This is a genomic window from Pseudomonas sp. yb_5 (genome assembly GCF_043103865.1).
Lineage (GTDB): Bacteria > Pseudomonadota > Gammaproteobacteria > Pseudomonadales > Pseudomonadaceae > Aquipseudomonas > Aquipseudomonas putida_Y.
In genome coordinates this window covers 1-20146 of record NZ_JBICKE010000076.1, presented here as the reverse complement: position 1 = coordinate 20146, position 20146 = coordinate 1, and the positions used below count along the sequence as shown (strand labels likewise).

Genomic DNA, 20146 nt, shown 5'->3' with positions numbered 1-20146 from the left:
AAGCACTGGCCGGGGCGCGATGTTGCTGTGTCGATCCTTCACTATAGGTGGCTTGTTCCTGATCGCCGGCGAAGTTCTTTACGCCCTGTTGCAGGCGCTCGGGCTACAATGGCGCCTTTGATCCGAATGACAGGTGTGCGCAGTGACTGATGTGGCAGGGGCTTCGAAATCCACGGTGGGGACGCTGTATGTGGTGGCAACCCCCATCGGCAACCTCGACGACATGAGCGCCCGGGCGCTGAAGGTGCTGGCGGACGTGGCCCTGATCGCCGCCGAAGACACCCGTCATTCGATCCGCCTGCTGCAACACTTTGGCATCGACACGCCGTTGGCCGCTTGTCATGAGCACAACGAGCGCGACGAAGGCGGGCGTTTTCTCTCCAAGCTGCTGGCGGGTGAAAATGTGGCGTTGGTCTCCGATGCCGGCACGCCTCTGATTTCCGACCCGGGCTATCACCTGGTGCGTCAGGCGCGTGCCGCGGGGGTGAGCGTGGTGCCGGTGCCGGGCGCCTGTGCCTTGATCGCCGCACTATCGGCGGCAGGCCTGCCGTCGGACCGTTTCATCTTCGAAGGCTTCCTGCCGGCCAAGCAGACAGGGCGTCGAGCGCGGCTGGAGCAGGTGAAGGAAGAGCCGCGCACGTTGATCTTCTATGAAGCCCCGCATCGAATCCTGGAATGTCTTGAAGACATGGAGGTGGTATTTGGTGGCGACCGTCCGGCGTTGCTGGCGCGCGAACTGACCAAGACCTTCGAGACCCTCAAGGGCTTGCCGCTGGCTGAGCTGCGGGCTTTCGTAGCTGGCGACAGCAACCAGCAGCGCGGTGAGTGCGTGGTGCTGGTCGGCGGTTGGAGCGCGCCGGAGGGCGAGCAGGCCATCAGTGCCGAAGCTCAGCGCGTGCTCGACCTGCTATTGGCGGAGTTGCCACTCAAGCGGGCTGCGGCGCTTGCAGCGGAAATTACCGGTGTGCGCAAGAACCTGTTGTATCAACTTGCCCTGGAAAAGCAGAAAGCTGAGTAGTGGCAGTTTGATATAAATGTCGGTATCGCTTGTTCTTGCGCGCGCGTGCCGGTAACCTTGGCGGCGGAGAGTCGATCGGACAGTCGCTGCCTGTTTTTGTTCCGCAACTTTTTTGTTGTGTGAGCAGCAGGGGGAGGAAAGTCCGGGCTCCATAGGGCAGAGTGCCAGGTAACGCCTGGGAGGCGTGAGCCTACGGAAAGTGCCACAGAAAATAACCGCCTAAGCACTTCGGTGCCGGTAAGGGTGAAAAGGTGCGGTAAGAGCGCACCGCACGGCTGGCAACAGTTCGTGGCTAGGTAAACCCCACTCGGAGCAAGACCAAATAGGGTTCCATCAGGCGTGGCCCGCGTCGGAACCGGGTAGGTTGCTAGAGGCGTCCAGTGATGGCCGTCGTAGAGGAATGACTGTCCTCGACAAAACCCGGCTTACAGATCGACTCTCCACCTTTCTCTTCCTGCTTGAATCGATAGCAGATCCTCTCTGGTAATACCGAAAAAATCTTACTCTTAATAAATTACTTTAACTTCGAACTCCATTCGCTTGCGTGGGTTTGATTTTTCTCGTGTTTTTTTCTCTCTGGCAGTCCTTCCACATTCCGTTGTCGCGCTAAATCGCGGTCCTGTAAGGCTTTTCCTTATGAACGTGCCTTGACGGTGCTGCGGGCGGATTCCTATAGTGTGCGCAAGTGGCAGAAAGTGGGATGAAGTGGGTTTTCTGACACAAAAAAGCTAACATTGTGGGGAATCACAGCCGTGTTCCGCGGAGCCAACGCCGTCAGCCTCGATGCCAAGGGCCGTCTCGCCATGCCGAGCCGGTACCGTGACGAGCTCGACTCACGTTGCAATGGCCAACTGATCGTGACCATTGACGCCGTAGACCCTTGCTTGTGTGTTTATCCCCTCGACGAGTGGGAACAGATAGAAGCCAAGTTGCGTGCCTTGCCGTCGTTGCGTGAGGAAAACCGCCGCCTGCAGCGTTTGCTGATCGGTAATGCGGTTGACCTGGAGCTCGATGGCAGTGGGCGTTTCCTGGTGCCGCCCCGCCTGCGTGAGTACGCCAAGCTCGACAAGAAGGCGATGCTGGTGGGGCAACTGAACAAATTCCAGCTGTGGGATGAAGATGCCTGGAACGTGGTTTCGGCAGCCGACCTTGCAGCTATCCAACAACCGGGCGCCATGCCCGACGAATTGCGTGACCTGATCCTGTGACCATAGATAGCGGCTTCAACCACATTACCGTCCTGCTCGATGAAGCTGTCGAGGCATTGGCCCTGCGCGCCGACGGTTGCTATCTGGACGGCACTTTCGGCCGTGGCGGACACAGCCGTCTGATTCTCAGCAAGCTCGGGCCGCAAGGACGGCTCTTGGGCTTCGACAAAGATCCACAGGCGATTGCCACGGGGCAAGCGCTGGCGGCCGAAGACGGCCGCTTTGTCATTGTGCAGCGCAGTTTTGCCGAGTTGGGCGCGGAAGTGGCAGCGCGCGGCCTGCACGGCAAGGTCAGTGGCGTGTTGCTGGACCTGGGCGTGTCCTCGCCGCAGCTGGATGATCCAGAGCGTGGCTTCAGTTTCCTCAATGATGGCCCGCTGGACATGCGCATGAACCCGGACCAAGGCATCAGTGCCGCCGAGTTCATCGCCACTGCGCCCGTGGAAGAAATCGCCCGCGTCTTCAAGGAGTACGGTGAGGAACGCTTTGCCGGGCGCATGGCGCGTGCAGTGGTCGAACGCCGCGAAAAACAGCCCTTTACCCGTACCGCCGACCTGGCGGAGGTGCTCAAAGTGGCCAATCCGGCCTGGGAAAAGGGCAAGAACCCGGCTACCCGTGCCTTCCAGGGGCTGCGCATTCACGTCAACAACGAGCTGGGTGACCTGGAGGCTGGCCTTGAGGCTGCACTCGATGCGCTCGAAGTCGGTGGTCGCCTGGCGGTCATCAGTTTCCATTCGCTGGAAGATCGCATCGTCAAGCTGTTCATGCGCAAGCTGGTGAAGGGGGAGGCCGACAACCTGCCGCGTAACCTGCCGGTTCAGCACAAGGTCTTCGAGCCGAAGATCAAGCTCATCGGCAAGGCTCAGTTCGCCTCCGAGGCCGAGCTCAAGGCCAACCCGCGGTCGCGTAGTGCCGTGATGCGCGTGGCGGAGAAGCTGCGGTGAGCAGGCTGCTTGCCAAACCTTTGCCAGGCGGAAGCTTCCTGATGCTTCTGCTGTTCATCGGCGTACTGGTTTCGGCCATTGCCGTGTCCTACAGTGCGCACTGGAACCGTCAATTGCTCAACACCCTGTACGGTGAATTGAACGAGCGCGACAAGGCTCAGGCCGAATGGGGCCGGTTGATTCTTGAGCAGAGTACCTGGACCGCTGCCAGCCGCATCGAGACCCTGGCCTCCGAACAGTTGAACATGCGCGTGCCGTCAGCTGACGAAGTCCGGATGGTGGCGCCATGATGAAACTCGAAGGCGCACTCTACCCGTGGCGCTTCCGCGTGGTGATCGGTTTGCTGGCGATCATGGTCGGTGCCATTTGCTGGCGCATCATCGACCTGCAGGTGGTTGACCGTGACTTCCTCAAGGAACAGGGCGATGCACGCAGCCTGCGTCATATCCCCATCCCGGCGCACCGGGGCTTGATTACCGACCGCAACGGTGAGCCGTTGGCCGTGAGTACTCCGGTCACCACCCTGTGGGCCAACCCCAAAGAGATGCAGGCCTCCAGGGAGCGCTGGCCGCAATTGGCCGCAGCGCTGGGGCAAAACCCGCAGCGGCTTGCCGAGCGCCTGACCCAGCAGGCCAACAAGGAGTTCATCTACCTGGTCCGAGGGCTGACCCCCGAACAGGGCCAGCATGTGCTCGACCTCAAAGTACCTGGTGTGTACGGCCTGGAAGAATTCCGCCGTTTCTATCCGGCCGGTGATGTGGCTGCGCACATGGTCGGCTTTACCGACCTTGATGACCACGGTCGCGAAGGGGTGGAGCTGGCCTATGACGAGTGGCTGGCCGGTGTGCCCGGCAAACGCCAGGTGATCAAGGACCGGCGCGGCCGGCTGATCAAGGACATTCAGGTTACCAAGAACGCCAAGGCCGGGAAGACCTTGGCGTTGTCGATAGACCTGCGCCTGCAGTACCTGGCTACCCGTGAGCTGCGCAACGCCATTGCCGAGCAGGACGCCAAGGCCGGCAGCCTGGTGATCATGGACGTCAAGACCGGTGAGGTCCTGGCCATGGTCAACCAGCCGACCTACAACCCCAACAACCGCCGTAGCATGTTCCCGGCGGCCATGCGTAACCGGGCGATCATCGACGTGTTCGAGCCGGGTTCCACGGTCAAGCCGATCACCATGAGTGCAGCGCTGCAGAGCGGCCGCTGGAAACCGAGCGACAAGGTCGAGGTGTACCCTGGCAGCCTGCAGATCGGTCGCTACACCATCAGGGATGTGTCGCGCAGCGAGGGCCCGATTCTTGATTTGACCGGCATCCTGATCAACTCCAGTAACGTTGGCATGAGCAAGATCGCCTTCGACATTGGCGGCGAAGCCATCTACCGGGTCATGTCCCAGGTCGGCCTGGGTCAGTACACCGGCCTTGGCTTCCCGGGCGAGCGTGTCGGCAACCTGCCCAACCACCGCGAGTGGCGCAAGGCCGAGACCGCAACCCTGTCCTATGGCTACGGTGTGTCGGTGACCGCCCTGCAGCTGGTGCATGCCTACGCGGCGCTGGCCAACGACGGCAAGATGGTGCCGCTGTCGATCATCAAGGTCGACAAGACGCCGGAAGCCGTGCAGGCCATTCCGAAGGAAGTCGCCGAAACTGTTCAGGGCATGTTGCAGCAGGTGATCGAAGCGCCGCGCGGCGTGTTCCGGGCCCGGGTGCCGTTCTATCACGTGGCCGGCAAGTCCGGCACCGCGCGCAAGGCCACCGTGGGTGCCAAGGGGTACACCGAAAACGCCTACCGCTCGCTGTTCGCCGGCTTCGGGCCAATGAGCGACCCGCGCTACGCCATCGTCGTGGTCATCGATGAGCCGAGAAAGGGGGGGTACTTCGGTGGCCTGGTTTCGGCGCCTGTATTCAGCAACGTCATGTCCGGCACCCTGCGCCTGATGAACGTGCCGCCAGACAACCTGCCGCCACCGGCACCAGTCGTGCCATCGCAAGTCAATGCAGCAGCAGCCAAGGGAGGGCGTGGATGATGACAATGCCATTAAGCAAACTTTTCGCCCACGCCAGCCGTGATCCGTTGATCCGTGAGCTGACCCTGGACAGCCGCAGTGTGCGCCCGGGGGACTTGTTCCTGGCCGTGCCGGGTGCCAAGGTCGATGGTCGCGAGCATATCGCCGATGCCCTGGCCCGCGGCGCTGCCGCCGTGGCCTATGAAGAACAGGGCGCCAACGTGCTGCCGCTGACCGATGCGCCCCTGATTCCGGTCAAAGGCCTGATCGCTCAGCTTTCAGATATTGCCGGGCGCTTCTATGGTGAACCGAGCCGCCAGTTGAATCTGGTCGGTGTGACCGGCACCAACGGCAAGACAAGCGTTACCCAACTGGTAGCCCAGGCGCTCGACCTGCTTGGCCAGCGCTGCGGCCTGATTGGCACCCTGGGTACCGGTTTCTACGGCGAGTTGCAGAGCGGCCGCCTGACCACGCCCGACCCGATTGCCGTGCAGTCGACCCTCAATGACCTCAAGAAAGGCGGCGCCAAGGCCGTGGCCATGGAAGTGTCTTCCCATGCCCTGGAGCAAGGCCGGGTTGCCGCACTGGAATTTGACATTGCGGTGATGACCAACCTGTCCCGCGACCACCTCGACTATCACGGCAGCATGGAGGCCTACGAGGCCGCCAAGGCCAAGCTGTTCGCCTGGCCGAGCCTGCGTTGCCAGGTGGTCAACCTGGATGACGGCTTTGGTCGTCGCCTGGCCGACGACTTTGCTCGCCGCCCGAGTGTCGACCATATCGAAACCCGGCTGTTGAGCTATAGCCTGGAAAGCCCTGAGGCCTCGCTGTTCTGCCGCGAAGCCGTGTTCAGTGACGATGGCGTGCGCGCTACGATCGTCACTGCCCAAGGTGAGCGCATCTTGCGCAGCCAGTTGCTGGGCCGCTTCAACCTGAGCAACATGCTTGCCGCGGTGGCGACCCTGCTGGCGCTGGACTATGCGCTGGACGAGATCCTCAAGGTTACCCCGCAATTGCAGGGGCCGGTAGGCCGCATGCAGCGCCTGGGTGGCGGCGACAAGCCGCTGGTGGTAGTCGACTACGCACACACGCCGGATGCGCTTGAAAAAGTACTCGAGGCCCTGCGCCCGCACGCTCATGGCAAGTTGTTGTGCCTGTTCGGCTGCGGCGGTGACCGTGATCGCGGCAAGCGCCCGCTGATGGCCGAAGTGGCCGAGCGCCTGGCCGACCGCGTACTGGTCACCGACGACAACCCACGTACTGAAGATCCGTTGCGCATCTTCGATGATATCCGCCCCGGTTTCGCCAGGCCTGACGACGTCGAGTTCGTCGCCGGCCGTGGCGAAGCCATTGCGCACCTGATCGCCACTGCCGCTGCCAACGACGTGATCGTGCTGGCCGGCAAGGGGCACGAGGATTACCAGGAAATCAATGGCGAGCGCCATGATTTCTCAGATTTGACCGAAGCCGAAAAGGCACTTGCAGCCTGGGAGGCTCCACATGCTTAAGCCGCTGTCACTCAGCCAGCTGACCACAGCACTGAATGGTCAACAAATTGGTGCCGACGCCACGTTCACCGGTGTCAGCATCGATAGCCGCAGTGTCAGCGCCGGGCAACTGTTCGTCGCCCTGGCCGGCCCGCGTTTCGATGGCCATGACTACCTGGCTGATGTAAAAGCCAAAGGCGCAGTAGCCGCCCTGGTCGAGCATGAAGTGGCCGGTGTCGACCTGCCGCAGTTGCTGGTCAAGGATTGCCGGGCAGCACTGGGTCAGCTCGGCGCCCTGAACCGCGCGGCTTTCGACAAGCCTGTAGTAGCCATTACCGGTTCCAGCGGCAAGACCACAGTCAAGGAGATGCTCGCCAGCATCCTGCGTACCGGTGGCCTGGTGCACGCCACCCGCGGCAACTTGAACAATGACCTCGGCGCACCGCTGACACTGCTGGAAATCGCCCCGGAGCACAGCGCAGCAGTGATCGAGCTGGGCGCCTCGCGCATTGGCGAAATCCGCTACACCGTGGGCCTGACACAACCGCAGGTGGTCATCATCAACAACGCCGGTACTGCCCACGTTGGCGAATTCGGCGGCCCGGACAAGATCGTCGAAGCCAAGGGCGAGATTCTCGAAGGCCTGGGCGAGGGCGGTATTGCCATCCTCAACCTGGACGACAAAGCTTTTGACATCTGGAAGGCGCGTGCCGGTGCGCACAAGGTCGTCAGTTTTGCACGCAGCAACCCTAAGGCCGATTTCCACGCTTCAGACATTGGTCGCGATGCCCGCGGCTGCCCGTCGTTCACCCTGCATGGCGCCCGTGAAACGGTAGCCGTACAACTCAATGTGCTGGGTGAACACAACGTCAGCAACGCCCTGGCCGCCGCCGCCGCTGCACATGCCGTTGGTCTGAGCCTGAGCGGCATTGCCGCAGGCCTGGCGGCCGTGCAACCGGTCAAGGGGCGTACCGTGGCGCAGATCGCGCCGAACGGGGTACGGGTAATCGACGACAGTTACAACGCAAATCCCACCTCTATGTGCGCAGCCATTGATATACTCGCCGGCTTTTCCGGACGCACCGTTCTGGTGCTTGGGGATATCGGCGAATTGGGGCAATGGGCGGAAGAAGGCCACCGTCAGGTGGGTGACTACGCGCGTGGCAAGGTCGACGCCCTGTACGCAGTGGGTTCCAACATGACACATGCGGTCAAGGCGTTCGGCGCCAATGGCCGCCATTTCGCTACTCAAGCTGAGCTGATCGATGCGGTTAGCGCCGAGAAAGCCAGTGACACCACTATCTTGATCAAGGGCTCGCGCAGCGCTGCGATGGAAAACGTCGTGGCGGCATTGTGCGGTGCCAGCGGGGAGAAACATTAATGCTGCTGCTGTTGGCCGAGTATCTGCAACAGTTCCATAAAGGCTTCGCGGTCTTTCAGTACCTGTCCCTGCGCGGGATTCTTGGTGTACTGACCGCGTTGTCCCTGGCGCTGTGGCTGGGCCCCTGGATGATCCGTACCCTGCAAATTCGCCAGATCGGCCAGGCCGTGCGTAACGACGGCCCGCAATCGCACCTGTCCAAGTCCGGTACCCCGACCATGGGTGGTGCGCTGATCCTGTCGGCCATTGCCATCAGCACCTTGCTGTGGGCCGACCTGAGCAACCGCTATGTGTGGGTTGTGCTGATCGTCACCCTGGCGTTCGGTGCCATTGGCTGGGTCGATGACTACCGCAAGGTGATCGAAAAGAACTCCCGTGGCCTTCCGAGCCGCTGGAAGTACTTCTGGCAGTCGGTGTTCGGCCTGGCGGCGGCGGTGTTCCTGTACAAGACGGCGCCAACCAGCGTCGAGACCACGCTGATCCTGCCGTTCATCAAGGATGTCACCATTCCGCTGGGCGTCGGCTTCGTCGTACTGACCTACTTCGTCATTGTCGGTTCGAGCAACGCGGTCAACCTCACTGATGGCCTCGACGGCCTGGCAATCATGCCGACGGTGATGGTCGGCGGCGCGCTGGGCATCTTCTGCTACCTGTCGGGTAACGTGAAGTTCGCCGAGTACCTGCTGATCCCCTACGTGCCGGGCTCGGGCGAGCTGATCGTGTTCTGCGGCGCGCTGATCGGTGCCGGCCTGGGCTTCCTGTGGTTCAACACCTACCCGGCGCAAGTGTTCATGGGTGACGTCGGCGCGCTGGCGCTGGGCGCCGCGCTGGGCACCATCGCCGTCATCGTGCGTCAGGAAATCGTGCTGTTCATCATGGGCGGCATCTTCGTGGTGGAAACCCTGTCGGTGGTCATCCAGGTCGCCTCCTTCAAGCTGACCGGCAAGCGCGTGTTCCGCATGGCGCCGATTCACCACCACTTTGAACTCAAGGGCTGGCCAGAGCCTCGGGTGATCGTCCGATTCTGGATCATCACCGTGATCCTGGTACTGATTGGCCTTGCAACCCTGAAATTGAGGTAGATGAGCGTGTCTTTGATCGCTTCCGACCAATTCCGCATCGTTGTCGGCCTCGGCAAGAGCGGCATGTCCCTGGTTCGCTTCCTGGCGAGCCGGGGCATTGCCTTTGCGGTCGCCGATACCCGCGAGCAACCGCCGGAACTGGAAACCCTGCGCCGTGATTACCCGCAGGTGGAAGTGCGCTGTGGTGAACTGGACGTGGACTTCCTGTGCCGCGCCAACGAGTTGTACGTGAGCCCCGGTCTGGCCTTGGCCACGCCGGCCTTGCAGCAGGCGGCCGCGCGTGGCGTGAAGCTGTCTGGCGACATCGAGCTGTTTGCTCGCCATGCCAAGGCGCCGATCATTGCCATCAGCGGTTCCAACGCCAAGAGCACCGTCACGACGCTGGTCGGTGAAATGGCCGCCAAGGCCGGTAAACGCGTGGCCGTGGGCGGTAACCTCGGTACCCCGGCGCTCGACCTGCTGGCCGATGACATCGAACTGTACGTGCTGGAGCTTTCCAGCTTCCAGCTGGAAACCACTGACCAGCTCAACGCCGAAGTGGCGACCGTTCTGAACATCAGCGAAGACCACATGGACCGCTATAGCGGCCTTCCGGCCTACCACCTGGCCAAGCACCGGATCTTCCGCGGGGCCAGGCAGGTGGTGGTGAACCGTCAGGATGCCCTCAGCCGGCCATTGCCCGTGGAGGGCCGCCCATGCTGGACCTTCGGCCTCGGCCAGCCGGACTTCAAAGCCTTTGGCCTGCGCGAAGTGGGTGGTGAAAAATACCTGGCGTTCGAGTTCCAGGCATTGATGCCGGCGCGCGAACTGAAGGTTCGCGGCGCCCACAACCAGAGCAACGCCCTGGCAGCACTGGCCTTGGGCCATGCTGCCGGTCTGCCGTTCGAGCCGATGCTCGAGGCCCTGCGCGAGTTCAGTGGCCTGGCCCACCGGTGCCAGTGGGTGCGCGAGCGTAACGGCGTTAACTGGTACGACGACTCCAAGGCCACCAACGTCGGTGCTGCCCTGGCCGCCATCGAAGGCCTGGGCGCCGATATCGAAGGCAAGCTGGTGCTGATCGCCGGTGGTGATGGCAAAGGTGCCGAATTCACTGCGTTGCGCGAGCCGGTCAAGCGTTACTGCCGCGCCGTGGTATTGCTTGGCCGTGATGCCGAGCGCCTGGCCGAGGCGTTGGGCGATGCTGTGCCACTGGTTCGGGTCAAGACCCTTGACGATGCCGTACAGCAGTGTGCCGAGCTGGCCCGGGCCGGCGATGCCGTGCTGCTGTCGCCGGCATGCGCCAGCCTTGACATGTTCAAGAACTTCGAGGAACGCGGGCGCCTGTTCGCCCAGGCAGCGGGAGGTCTTGCATGATCTTCGGCATCTTCAAGCCCTACCCGTCGCCGCTGATCAGCGGCCGTGGCATCGACCTGGACTTCCCGATGCTCGCCGGTTGCCTGGCCTTGCTGGGCCTGGGCCTGGTGATGATCACTTCGGCATCCTCGGAAGTGGCTGCTGTACAGTCCGGCAACCCGCTATATCACATGTTCCGCCACCTGGTGTACGTGTTCCTTGGCCTGGTGGCCTGTGGTGCAACGCTGCTGGTGCCGATCGCCACTTGGCAGCGCATGGGCTTCATGATGCTGCTTGGCGCCTTCGGCCTGCTGGTACTGGTACTGGTGCCGGGGATTGGCCGTGAAGTCAACGGCTCCATGCGCTGGATCGGTTTCAGCTTCTTCAACGTTCAGCCTTCGGAAATCGCCAAGGTGTTCGTGGTCATCTACCTGGCCGGCTACCTGGTACGCCGACAGACCGAGGTGCGCGAAACCTGGATGGGCTTCTTCAAGCCGTTCATCGTGCTGCTGCCCATGGCCGCCTTGCTGCTGATGGAACCGGACTTCGGCGCCACCGTGGTGATGATGGGCGCGGCGGCGGCCATGTTGTTTTTGGGAGGGGTGGGGCTGTTCCGCTTCAGCCTGATGGTGGTGCTGGCGGTGCTGGCGGTATTTGTCCTGGTGCAGGCGCAGCCCTACCGGATGGCGCGCCTTATCACCTTCACCGACCCCTGGGCCGATCAGTTCGGCTCCGGCTACCAGCTGACCCAGGCACTGATTGCCTTTGGCCGTGGCGAGTGGCTGGGCGTTGGCCTGGGCAACAGTGTGCAGAAGCAGTTCTACCTGCCTGAAGCGCACACCGACTTCGTGTTCTCGGTCCTGGCGGAAGAACTGGGCGTGGTCGGCTCGCTGCTGACCGTCGCGCTGTTCGTGTTTGTCACCGTGCGCGCCCTTTACATCGGCCTGTGGGCCGAAAAAGCCAAACAGTTCTTTGCCGCCTACATGGCGTTCGGCCTGGCTTTCCTGTGGATTGGCCAGTTCCTGATCAACATCGGTGTGAACGTCGGCCTGCTGCCGACCAAGGGCCTGACCCTGCCGTTTCTCAGTTACGGGGGGAGCTCGCTGGTGATCTGCTGCGCCTGCGTGGGCCTGTTGCTGCGCATCGAGTGGGAGAGCCGCACGCACCTGGGCAGTGAGGAGCACGAATTCAGCGAAAGCGATTTTGCCGAGGAGACCAGTCATGGCCGCTGAAGGCAAAAATGTATTGATCATGGCCGGCGGCACCGGGGGGCACGTGTTCCCGGCGCTGGCCTGCGCCCGTGAGTTCCAGGCGCGCGGTTACAGCGTGCACTGGCTGGGCACCCCGCGTGGCATCGAGAACGAACTGGTGCCGCAGGCGGGTTTGCCATTGCATCTGATTCAGGTCAGCGGCTTGCGTGGCAAGGGCAAGCTGTCGTTGCTCAAGGCGCCTTTCATCTTGGTCAAGGCCGTACTGCAGGCACGGCGCATCATTCGCCAGCTCAAGCCCGTATGTGTCCTGGGCTTTGGCGGCTATGTGACCGGCCCCGGCGGCGTGGCCGCGCGGCTGTGCGGCGTGCCACTGGTGATCCATGAGCAGAACGCCAGGGCCGGTACCGCCAATCGGTTGCTGGTGCCACTCTCGGCGCGGGTCTGCGAAGCTTTCCCGAACACCTTCGAGGCCAGCGACAAACGTCGCACCACCGGCAACCCGGTGCGCCCGGAACTCTTCATGGACGCGCAACGTGCGCCCTTGGGCGAGCGCCGTGCACGCCTTTTGGTGCTGGGGGGCAGCCTGGGTGCGGAACCATTGAACAAATTGTTGCCTAAGGCCCTGTCCGAAGTGCCCGCCGCGCTGCGGCCAGAGGTGTTCCACCAGGCCGGCAAGCAACACGCGCCGATCACCGCCGAGCGTTATCACGAGGCGGGTGTCGCGGCTCAGGTAGAGCCCTTCATCAAAGACATGGCCCAAGCTTATGGCTGGGCCGACCTGGTGGTGTGCCGGGCCGGTGCCCTGACCGTCAGCGAACTGGCGGCAGCAGGCCTGCCTTCGATGCTGGTGCCTTTGCCCCATGCGATCGACGATCACCAGACCCACAACGCCCAATATCTGGCCCGCGAAGGCGCTGCCTTCCTGATGCCACAAGCGACAACTGGCGCAGCGCAACTTGCTGAACGCCTGAACGAGGTGCTGATGCAACCCGAGAAACTCAACGTCATGGCTGGCACCGCACGGCGCCTGGCCAAACCTGCTGCAACCAGCACCGTGGTCGATATCTGCCTGGAGGTGGCCCATGGTTGAGAGCCAGAAAGCCATGCCCCAGCCGAAGATGGGCCGTATTCGCCGCATTCACTTCGTCGGCATCGGCGGCGTTGGCATGTGCGGTATTGCCGAAGTCTTGCTGAACCTGGGCTATGAAGTGTCCGGTTCGGACCTTAAGGCCTCGCCGGTTACCGAGCGCCTGGAGTCCTTCGGCGCCGAGATCTTCGTCGGCCACCGCGCCGAGAACGCCGCCACCGCCGATGTGCTGGTGGTGTCCAGCGCCATCAACCCGGCCAACCCGGAAGTCGCCACCGCCCTGGAACGGCGCATTCCGGTGGTGCCGCGTGCCGAGATGCTCGCCGAGCTGATGCGTTACCGCCATGGCGTGGCCGTTGCCGGTACTCACGGCAAGACCACCACGACCAGCCTGCTGGCTTCAGTGTTCGCCGCAGGTGGCCTGGACCCGACCTTCGTCATCGGTGGCCGCCTTACCGCTGCCGGCACCAATGCCCAGCTGGGCACCAGCCGCTACCTGATCGCCGAAGCAGACGAAAGCGATGCCAGCTTCCTGCACCTGCAGCCGATGGTGGCCGTGGTCACCAACATCGATGCCGACCACATGGCGACCTACGAAGGTGACTTCAACAAGCTGAAGAAAACCTTCGTCGAGTTCCTGCACAACCTGCCGTTTTATGGGCTGGCGGTGATGTGTCTGGACGACCCGGTGGTTCGCGAGATCCTGCCGCAGGTGAAGCGCCCGACCGTGACCTACGGCTTCAGCGAAGAGGCCGACATCCGCGCCATCAATGTGCGTCAGCAGGGCATGCAGACCCACTTCACCGTGCTGCGCCGTGATCGCGAGCCGTTGGAGGTTTCCGTGAACATGCCCGGCAACCACAACGTGCTCAACGCCCTGGCCACCATTGCCATCGCCACTGACGAAGGCATTACTGACGAGGCCATCATCCAGGGCCTGTCCGGCTTCCAGGGTGTCGGCCGTCGCTTCCAGGTGTACGGTGAGCTGCCGGTCGAAGGCGGCAGTGTGATGCTGGTCGACGACTACGGCCATCACCCGACCGAAGTGGCTGCGGTGATCAAGGCTGTACGCGGTGGCTGGCCAAGCCGCCGTCTGGTGATCGTCTACCAGCCGCACCGCTACAGCCGCACCCGCGACCTGTACGACGATTTCGTCCAGGTGCTGGGTGATGCCAACGTGCTGCTGCTGATGGAGGTCTACCCGGCCGGTGAAGAGCCGATCCCCGGTGCCGACAGCCGTCAGCTGTGCCACAGCATCCGCCAGCGCGGCAAGCTGGACCCGATCTATATCGAGCGCGGCGCCGAGCTGGCGCCGCTGGTCAAGCCACTGCTGCGCGCTGGCGACATCCTGCTCTGCCAGGGTGCCGGTGATGTTGGCGGCCTGGCCCCGCAGTTGATGAAAAGCCCGCTGTTCGCAGGCGCCAAGCAGGAGAAGTCGAAATGACCAGCGCCTACGACAAGCTGCACTCGACCCTGGACGTCAAGGCGTTCGGCCGCGTCGCTGTGCTTTACGGTGGCAAGAGCGCCGAGCGAGAGGTGTCGTTGAAGTCCGGCGCCGCAGTGATTGATGCACTGAGCACTGCCGGTGTCGACGTGGTCGCCATCGACGTCGGTGACGACCTGCTCGCGCGCCTGCAAAGCGAGAAGATCGACCGCGCCTTCATCATCCTCCACGGCCGTGGCGGTGAAGACGGGAGCATGCAAGGCTTGCTGGAGTGCCTGGGCATCCCCTACACCGGCAGCGGCATCCTGGCTTCAGCGCTGGCGATGGATAAGCTGCGCACCAAGCAGGTGTGGCAGAGCCTGGGCATTCCCACACCACGCCACGCAGTGTTGGCGAGCGAAAGCGATTGTTTGCAGGCCAGTACGGAACTGGGCTTCCCACTTATCGTCAAACCCGCCCATGAAGGCTCTAGCATCGGCATGGCCAAGGTGAACAGCGCCCAGGAACTGGTCGCCGCCTGGCAGGACGCCGCCAAATACGATTCCCAGGTACTGGTGGAGCAGTGGATCCACGGTCCGGAGTTCACCATCGCGGTACTGCGCGGCCAGGTGCTGCCGCCGATCGCCCTGGGTACGCCGCACGTGTTCTACGACTACGACGCCAAGTACATCGCCAACGATACCCAGTACCGCATCCCGTGCGGGCTGGATAGCGTCAAGGAACAGGAACTGATCGACCTGACCGCGCGCGCCTGCAATGCCATTGGCATCGAGGGCTGGGGGCGGCTGGACGTGATGCAGGACGAGCAGGGCCGGTTCTGGCTGCTCGAAGTCAACACTGCACCGGGCATGACAGATCATAGCCTGGTGCCCATGGCGGCCCGCGCGGCTGGCCTGGACTTCCAGCAACTGGTGCTGGCAATCCTGGCCGAAAGCGTGGCGACGCGAGGTTAATAACCATGCAAGGCGCAATGATACGTCAGCAGCAACCCGTTACCGGCCGTAGCAAGCCGGTGCCGCGTGGTGCCAGCCGGCTGGTGGCCGACGAGCCCGTATCGGCGCGCCTGCCTCGGCCAAGCCTGGGCGGCCTCAAGCGCTTGCTGTGGCCGGTGTTGCTGGTGGCGGCCGGCTTTGGTGCCTATGAGGGTGCCGTTCGCCTGATGCCGTACGCCGACCGCCCGATCACCAAGATCGATGTGCAGGGCGACCTTAGCTACATCAGTCAGCAGTCGGTGCAGCAGCGTATCGCGCCCTATGTGGCGGCGAGCTTCTTCAGCGTCGACCTGCCGGCGATGCGGGCCGAGCTCGAGCAGATGCCGTGGATCGCCCACGCCGAAGTGCGCCGGGTGTGGCCCGACGAGGTGGTGATCCGCCTTGAAGAACAGCTGCCGGTGGCACGCTGGGGTGATGCAGCCCTGCTGAACAACCAGGGTCAGGCTTTCACCCCGCGCGAGCTGGCCAACTATGAGCACCTGCCGCAGCTGGCCGGGCCGCAGCGTGCTCAGCAACAAGTCATGCAGCAGTATCAGGTACTGAGCCAGATGCTGCGCCCCTTGGGCTTTTCCATCGCTCGCCTGGAGCTGCGCGAGCGAGGCAGCTGGTTCCTGACCACCGGTGCGAGCAGTGCCGGGCCAGGCATCGAGTTGCTGCTGGGGCGCGATCATCTGGTGGAGAAGATGCGCCGTTTCATTGCCATTTACGACAAGACACTCAAAGACCAGATCACCACTATCGCCCGCATTGATCTGCGTTATTCCAACGGACTTGCCGTTGGTTGGCGGGAACCGATTGCACCGACGACGGCCCAACCCGCCGTTGCGAAGAATTAGAGAGAGGCAGGACCATGGCAAACGCGCATAGCGGCAAAATGATCGTCGGGCTGGACATTGGCACCTCCAAGGTGGTGGCGCTGGTGGGCGAAGTGGGCGAAGACGGCACCCTGGAAATCGTCGGGATCGGCACCCATCCGTCCCGTGGCCTGAAAAAAGGCGTGGTGGTGAACATCGAGTCCACCGTGCAGTCGATCCAGCGCGCCGTGGAAGAGGCGCAACTGATGGCCGGTTGCCGTATCCACTCGGCGTTCGTCGGTGTGGCCGGTAATCACATCCGCAGCCTGAACTCCCACGGCATCGTCGCCATTCGTGACCGCGAGGTCAGCCTGGCCGACCTGGAGCGCGTACTCGACGCTGCCCAGGCCGTGGCGATTCCGGCCGACCAGCGCGTGCTGCACACCTTGCCGCAGGACTACGTGATCGACAACCAGGAAGGCGTGCGCGAGCCGCTGGGCATGTCTGGCGTGCGCCTGGAAGCCAAGGTTCACGTGGTCACTTGCGCGGTCAACGCCGCCCAGAACATCGAAAAGTGTGTGCGCCGCTGCGGCCTGGAAATCGACGACATCATTCTCGAGCAGCTGGCTTCGGCCTACTCGGTGCTGACCGATGATGAAAAAGAGCTGGGCGTGTGCCTGGTGGACATCGGTGGCGGCACCACCGACATCGCCATCTTCACCGAGGGCGCCATCCGCCACACGGCGGTCATCCCGATTGCTGGCGACCAGGTGACCAACGATATCGCCATGGCCCTGCGTACCCCGACCCAGTACGCCGAAGAAATCAAGATCCGCTACGCCTGCGCCCTGGCCAAACTGGCTGGCGCTGGCGAGACCATCAAGGTGCCGAGCGTGGGCGATCGTCCACCGCGCGAGCTGTCGCGCCAGGCCCTGGCCGAGGTGGTGGAGCCACGTTACGACGAGCTCTTCACCCTGATCCAGGCCGAACTGCGCCGCAGCGGCTACGAAGACCTGGTGCCCGCTGGCATCGTCCTCACCGGCGGCACCGCGAAGATGGAAGGCGCCGTGGAACTGGCCGAGGAAATCTTCCACATGCCGGTACGCCTGGGCGTGCCGCACAGCGTTCGGGGGCTGAGCGACGTGGTGCGCAACCCGATCTATTCCACTGGTGTGGGCTTGCTCACCTACGGCCTGCTGAAGCAGTCCGAAGACTTGGCCCTGACCGGTAACAGCAACAGCAGCAGCAACAGCTATGGCGATGAACCGAAGGCCCCAGTGCTTGAACGCTTCAAGAAATGGGTCCAGGGCAACTTCTAAGTTTCAAAGCAGTAGTGGTAGGCGCGACAACTAGAGAACTGTAAGGAGAGGGAAAATGTTCGAGCTCGTAGACAACGTCCCGCAAAGCCCGGTCATCAAAGTGATCGGCGTTGGTGGTGGTGGCGGCAACGCCGTCAATCACATGGTCAAGAGCAGCATCGAAGGCGTGGAATTCATCTGCGCCAACACCGATGCCCAGGCGCTGAAAAACATTGGCGCACGCACCATCCTGCAATTGGGCACGGGTGTGACCAAGGGCCTGGGTGCCGGTGCCAATCCGGAAGTCGGCCGTCAGGCCGCGCTGGAAGACCGTGAGCGCATCGCTGAAGTGCTGCAGGGCACCAACATGGTGTTCATCACCACTGGCATGGGTGGCGGTACCGGTACCGGTGCAGCGCCAATCATTGCCGAAGTGGCCAAGGAAATGGGGATCCTCACCGTTGCAGTGGTGACCCGTCCGTTCCCGTTCGAAGGCCGCAAGCGCATGCAGATCGCCGATGAAGGCATCCGCATGCTGGCTGAAAGCGTCGACTCGTTGATCACCATCCCCAACGAGAAGCTGCTGACCATCCTGGGCAAGGATGCCAGCCTGCTGTCCGCCTTCGCCAAGGCTGACGATGTACTGGCCGGTGCCGTACGCGGTATCTCCGACATCATCAAGCGCCCCGGCATGATCAACGTCGACTTCGCCGACGTGCGTACCGTGATGGGTGAAATGGGCATGGCCATGATGGGTACTGGTTGCGCCAGCGGCCCGAACCGTGCGCGTGAAGCCACCGAGGCAGCTATCCGTAACCCGCTGCTGGAAGACGTCAACCTGCAGGGCGCCCGCGGTATCCTGGTGAACATCACCGCAGGCCCGGACCTGTCGCTGGGTGAGTACTCCGACGTGGGTAGCATCATCGAAGCCTTCGCCTCCGACCACGCGATGGTCAAGGTCGGCACCGTGATCGACCCCGACATGCGCGACGAACTGCACGTGACCGTGGTGGCCACTGGTCTGGGTGCACGCATCGAGAAGCCTGTGAAGGTCGTCGACAACACCCTGCAGACTGCCCAGCAGGCGTACGAAGCGTCCAATCCTGCGCCGGTGCGCCAGGAGCAGCCAGCGGTCAACTACCGTGACCTGGAGCGCCCGACCGTCATGCGCAACCAGGCGCATGCAGGTGCTGCCGCAGCCGCTAAACTGAACCCTCAGGATGACCTGGACTACCTCGATATCCCGGCATTCCTGCGTCGTCAGGCTGATTAATGGAATTTATCAGGGGTATAAAGGTGATTGGTATTCATCAAAGGTTGGGTCTGTTATCATCCCCAGCCTTTGTTGATACCTGTTCGCAATTTGCGCTGAAGCGGCCAATGCCATGATTAAACAACGCACCCTGAAGAATACCATCCGTGCCACAGGTGTCGGTCTGCACTCCGGGGAGAAGGTTTACCTGACCCTCAAGCCTGCACCTGTTGACACCGGCATCGTCTTCCGCCGCGCCGACCTCGACCCTGTGGTCGAGATCCCTGCGCGTGCGGCCAACGTCGGCGAGACAACCATGTCGACGACGTTGGTCAACGGTGACGTCAAGGTCGATACGGTCGAGCACCTGCTCTCCGCCATGGCGGGTCTGGGCATCGATAACGCCTACGTCGAGCTCTCCGCCTCGGAAGTGCCGATCATGGATGGCAGCGCCGGTCCTTTTGTATTCCTGATTCAGTCTGCCGGCCTGGAAGAACAGGACGCAGCCAAGAAGTTCATCCGCATCCTGCGTGAGGTTACCGTGGAGGAGGGCGACAAGCGCGCCACGTTCCTGCCTTTCGAAGGATTCAAGGTGAGCTTCGAGATCGATTTCGATCACCCGGTGCTTCGCAACCGGACCCAGAGCGCCAGCGTCGACTTTTCCAGCACCTCGTTCGTGAAGGAAGTCAGCCGCGCGCGTACCTTTGGCTTCATGCGTGACATCGAGTACCTGCGCAAGCACAACCTTGCGTTGGGTGGCAGTGTCGAGAACGCCATCGTGGTCGATGAGGACGGCGTGCTCAACGAAGACGGCCTTCGTTACGAAGACGAATTCGTCAAGCACAAGATCCTCGACGCCATCGGCGATCTGTACCTGCTGGGCAACAGCCTGATCGGCGAGTTCAAGGGCTTCAAGTCCGGCCACGCGCTGAACAATCAGCTGTTGCGCAAGCTGATCGCTGAAACCGATGCCTGGGAAGTGGTCACTTTCGAAGATGCCAGTACGGCACCGATCTCGTACATGCGCCCTGTTGCGGCCGTGTAAGTTCGAACACTCTCTAGTTCATTAAGGCCACCTTCGGGTGGCCTTTTCTATGGCTTGACCAGGGCGTGGGCGGCCAACCGTTCCAGTGCTGCGCGCAGTTTGGGGTCGGTAATGCCCTCGGCGGTGTCGCGCAGGCTCTCGGCCGCACTGTTCGAAAGCTCGGCAGCATGCCCGCCACGCTTGGCCGGCACCAGCGGCGGCTGTACCTTGTACAGGATGCGCCTGAGGTTGCCGAATGCTTCCATGGCCTGCAGTGCCGCCAGCAAACGTTTCTGCTGGTAGCGCAGCCGGGTTGCCCAGTGGCCGTCGGTTACCACCAGCAACAAAGTGCCATCGCGCCAGGACGCCACATGGCAGTGCTCGCGGGCAGCCGGTTGCAACTGGCTTTCCAGCAGGCGCTGCAAGTGCTCCAGGCGCTCGGCCTGGTTCAGTAGCAGGCGCAGCGGGCGCACCTGGCGCAGCAGGGCGGAGGGCGGCTGGGCGGGGGAGGGTTTATAGGCCATGGGGGTACGCGTGAGGTGACGTGGGCACAGTCTAACATCTCCGTTGCCTGTGCCGGCCTC

At 62.6% G+C, this 20146-nt stretch carries 18 protein-coding genes and 1 other RNA gene; 18 read left to right on the top strand and 1 reads right to left on the bottom strand.

Annotation, left to right across the window (positions count from 1 at the left end; all coding sequences use genetic code 11):
- The first annotated feature begins 142 nt into the window (after positions 1–142).
- The 18 genes from rsmI to lpxC all read left to right on the top strand — a co-directional run bounded on the left by rsmI (position 143) and on the right by lpxC (position 19583).
- The gene (rsmI, locus tag ACF8GF_RS12080) at positions 143–1018 is read left to right on the top strand and encodes a 16S rRNA (cytidine(1402)-2'-O)-methyltransferase (RefSeq protein WP_176682609.1); all 876 of its coding nucleotides are present in this window, start codon (positions 143–145) and stop codon (positions 1016–1018) included.
- A 67-nt stretch (positions 1019–1085) separates the two neighbouring features.
- Positions 1086–1462: RNase P RNA component class A (gene rnpB, locus ACF8GF_RS12075), an RNA gene on the top strand.
- A 308-nt stretch (positions 1463–1770) separates the two neighbouring features.
- Positions 1771–2226, top strand: a complete 456-nt coding sequence (gene mraZ, locus ACF8GF_RS12070) for a division/cell wall cluster transcriptional repressor MraZ (protein WP_021784148.1) — start codon at positions 1771–1773, stop codon at positions 2224–2226.
- Positions 2223–3170 (top strand): 16S rRNA (cytosine(1402)-N(4))-methyltransferase RsmH, encoded by a 948-nt coding sequence (rsmH, locus tag ACF8GF_RS12065; protein ID WP_003251843.1) that lies wholly within the window; start codon positions 2223–2225, stop codon positions 3168–3170. The genes mraZ and rsmH overlap by 4 nt, the downstream gene beginning before the upstream one ends.
- Positions 3167–3460 (top strand): cell division protein FtsL, encoded by a 294-nt coding sequence (gene ftsL, locus ACF8GF_RS12060; protein ID WP_176682610.1) that lies wholly within the window; start codon positions 3167–3169, stop codon positions 3458–3460. Before rsmH ends, ftsL begins: the two co-directional genes overlap by 4 nt.
- Complete coding sequence (locus ACF8GF_RS12055) at positions 3460–5199, top strand: penicillin-binding protein 2 (RefSeq protein ID WP_176682789.1); 1740 nt, start codon at positions 3460–3462, stop codon at positions 5197–5199. The genes ftsL and ACF8GF_RS12055 overlap by 1 nt, the downstream gene beginning before the upstream one ends.
- Positions 5196–6686, top strand: coding sequence for a UDP-N-acetylmuramoyl-L-alanyl-D-glutamate--2,6-diaminopimelate ligase (locus ACF8GF_RS12050; RefSeq protein WP_339444278.1), 1491 nt, complete (start codon positions 5196–5198; stop codon positions 6684–6686). The genes ACF8GF_RS12055 and ACF8GF_RS12050 overlap by 4 nt, the downstream gene beginning before the upstream one ends.
- On the top strand, positions 6679–8046 hold the full coding sequence (gene murF, locus ACF8GF_RS12045) for a UDP-N-acetylmuramoyl-tripeptide--D-alanyl-D-alanine ligase (RefSeq protein ID WP_392487965.1): 1368 nt from the start codon (positions 6679–6681) through the stop codon (positions 8044–8046). Before ACF8GF_RS12050 ends, murF begins: the two co-directional genes overlap by 8 nt.
- Positions 8046–9128, top strand: a complete 1083-nt coding sequence (gene mraY / locus ACF8GF_RS12040) for a phospho-N-acetylmuramoyl-pentapeptide-transferase (protein ID WP_016498046.1) — start codon at positions 8046–8048, stop codon at positions 9126–9128. Before murF ends, mraY begins: the two co-directional genes overlap by 1 nt.
- 6 nt (positions 9129–9134) lie before the next feature.
- Positions 9135–10481, top strand: a complete 1347-nt coding sequence (murD, locus tag ACF8GF_RS12035) for a UDP-N-acetylmuramoyl-L-alanine--D-glutamate ligase (RefSeq protein WP_209969721.1) — start codon at positions 9135–9137, stop codon at positions 10479–10481.
- Positions 10478–11692: a putative lipid II flippase FtsW gene (ftsW, locus tag ACF8GF_RS12030; RefSeq protein WP_218115239.1), complete on the top strand. Its 1215-nt coding sequence runs from the start codon at positions 10478–10480 to the stop codon at positions 11690–11692. Before murD ends, ftsW begins: the two co-directional genes overlap by 4 nt.
- Positions 11682–12761, top strand: a complete 1080-nt coding sequence (gene murG, locus ACF8GF_RS12025; protein ID WP_176682613.1) for an undecaprenyldiphospho-muramoylpentapeptide beta-N-acetylglucosaminyltransferase — start codon at positions 11682–11684, stop codon at positions 12759–12761. Before ftsW ends, murG begins: the two co-directional genes overlap by 11 nt.
- Complete coding sequence (gene murC, locus ACF8GF_RS12020; RefSeq protein WP_176682614.1) at positions 12754–14202, top strand: UDP-N-acetylmuramate--L-alanine ligase; 1449 nt, start codon at positions 12754–12756, stop codon at positions 14200–14202. The genes murG and murC overlap by 8 nt, the downstream gene beginning before the upstream one ends.
- A complete protein-coding gene (locus ACF8GF_RS12015; RefSeq protein WP_021784157.1) occupies positions 14199–15155 on the top strand; it encodes a D-alanine--D-alanine ligase in 957 nt (318 codons plus the stop codon). Before murC ends, ACF8GF_RS12015 begins: the two co-directional genes overlap by 4 nt.
- Positions 15156–15160: 5 nt before the next feature.
- A complete protein-coding gene (locus ACF8GF_RS12010) occupies positions 15161–16030 on the top strand; it encodes a cell division protein FtsQ/DivIB (protein ID WP_176682615.1) in 870 nt (289 codons plus the stop codon).
- A 14-nt stretch (positions 16031–16044) separates the two neighbouring features.
- Positions 16045–17307 carry a cell division protein FtsA gene (gene ftsA / locus ACF8GF_RS12005; protein WP_003251867.1) on the top strand — a complete coding sequence of 421 codons (1263 nt, stop codon included), beginning with the start codon at positions 16045–16047 and terminating at the stop codon, positions 17305–17307.
- A gap of 55 nt (positions 17308–17362) precedes the next feature.
- Positions 17363–18559 carry a cell division protein FtsZ gene (gene ftsZ / locus ACF8GF_RS12000; protein ID WP_003251871.1) on the top strand — a complete coding sequence of 399 codons (1197 nt, stop codon included), beginning with the start codon at positions 17363–17365 and terminating at the stop codon, positions 18557–18559.
- 112 nt (positions 18560–18671) lie between these two features.
- Entirely contained in the window at positions 18672–19583 is a 912-nt protein-coding gene (gene lpxC, locus ACF8GF_RS11995; RefSeq protein ID WP_003251873.1) for a UDP-3-O-acyl-N-acetylglucosamine deacetylase, read from the top strand.
- A 47-nt stretch (positions 19584–19630) separates the two neighbouring features.
- Here lpxC and ACF8GF_RS11990 read toward each other — a convergent pair whose 3' ends face one another.
- The gene (locus ACF8GF_RS11990; protein ID WP_392487964.1) at positions 19631–20086 is read right to left on the bottom strand and encodes a DUF721 domain-containing protein; all 456 of its coding nucleotides are present in this window, start codon (positions 20084–20086) and stop codon (positions 19631–19633) included.
- Positions 20087–20146 lie beyond the last annotated feature (60 nt).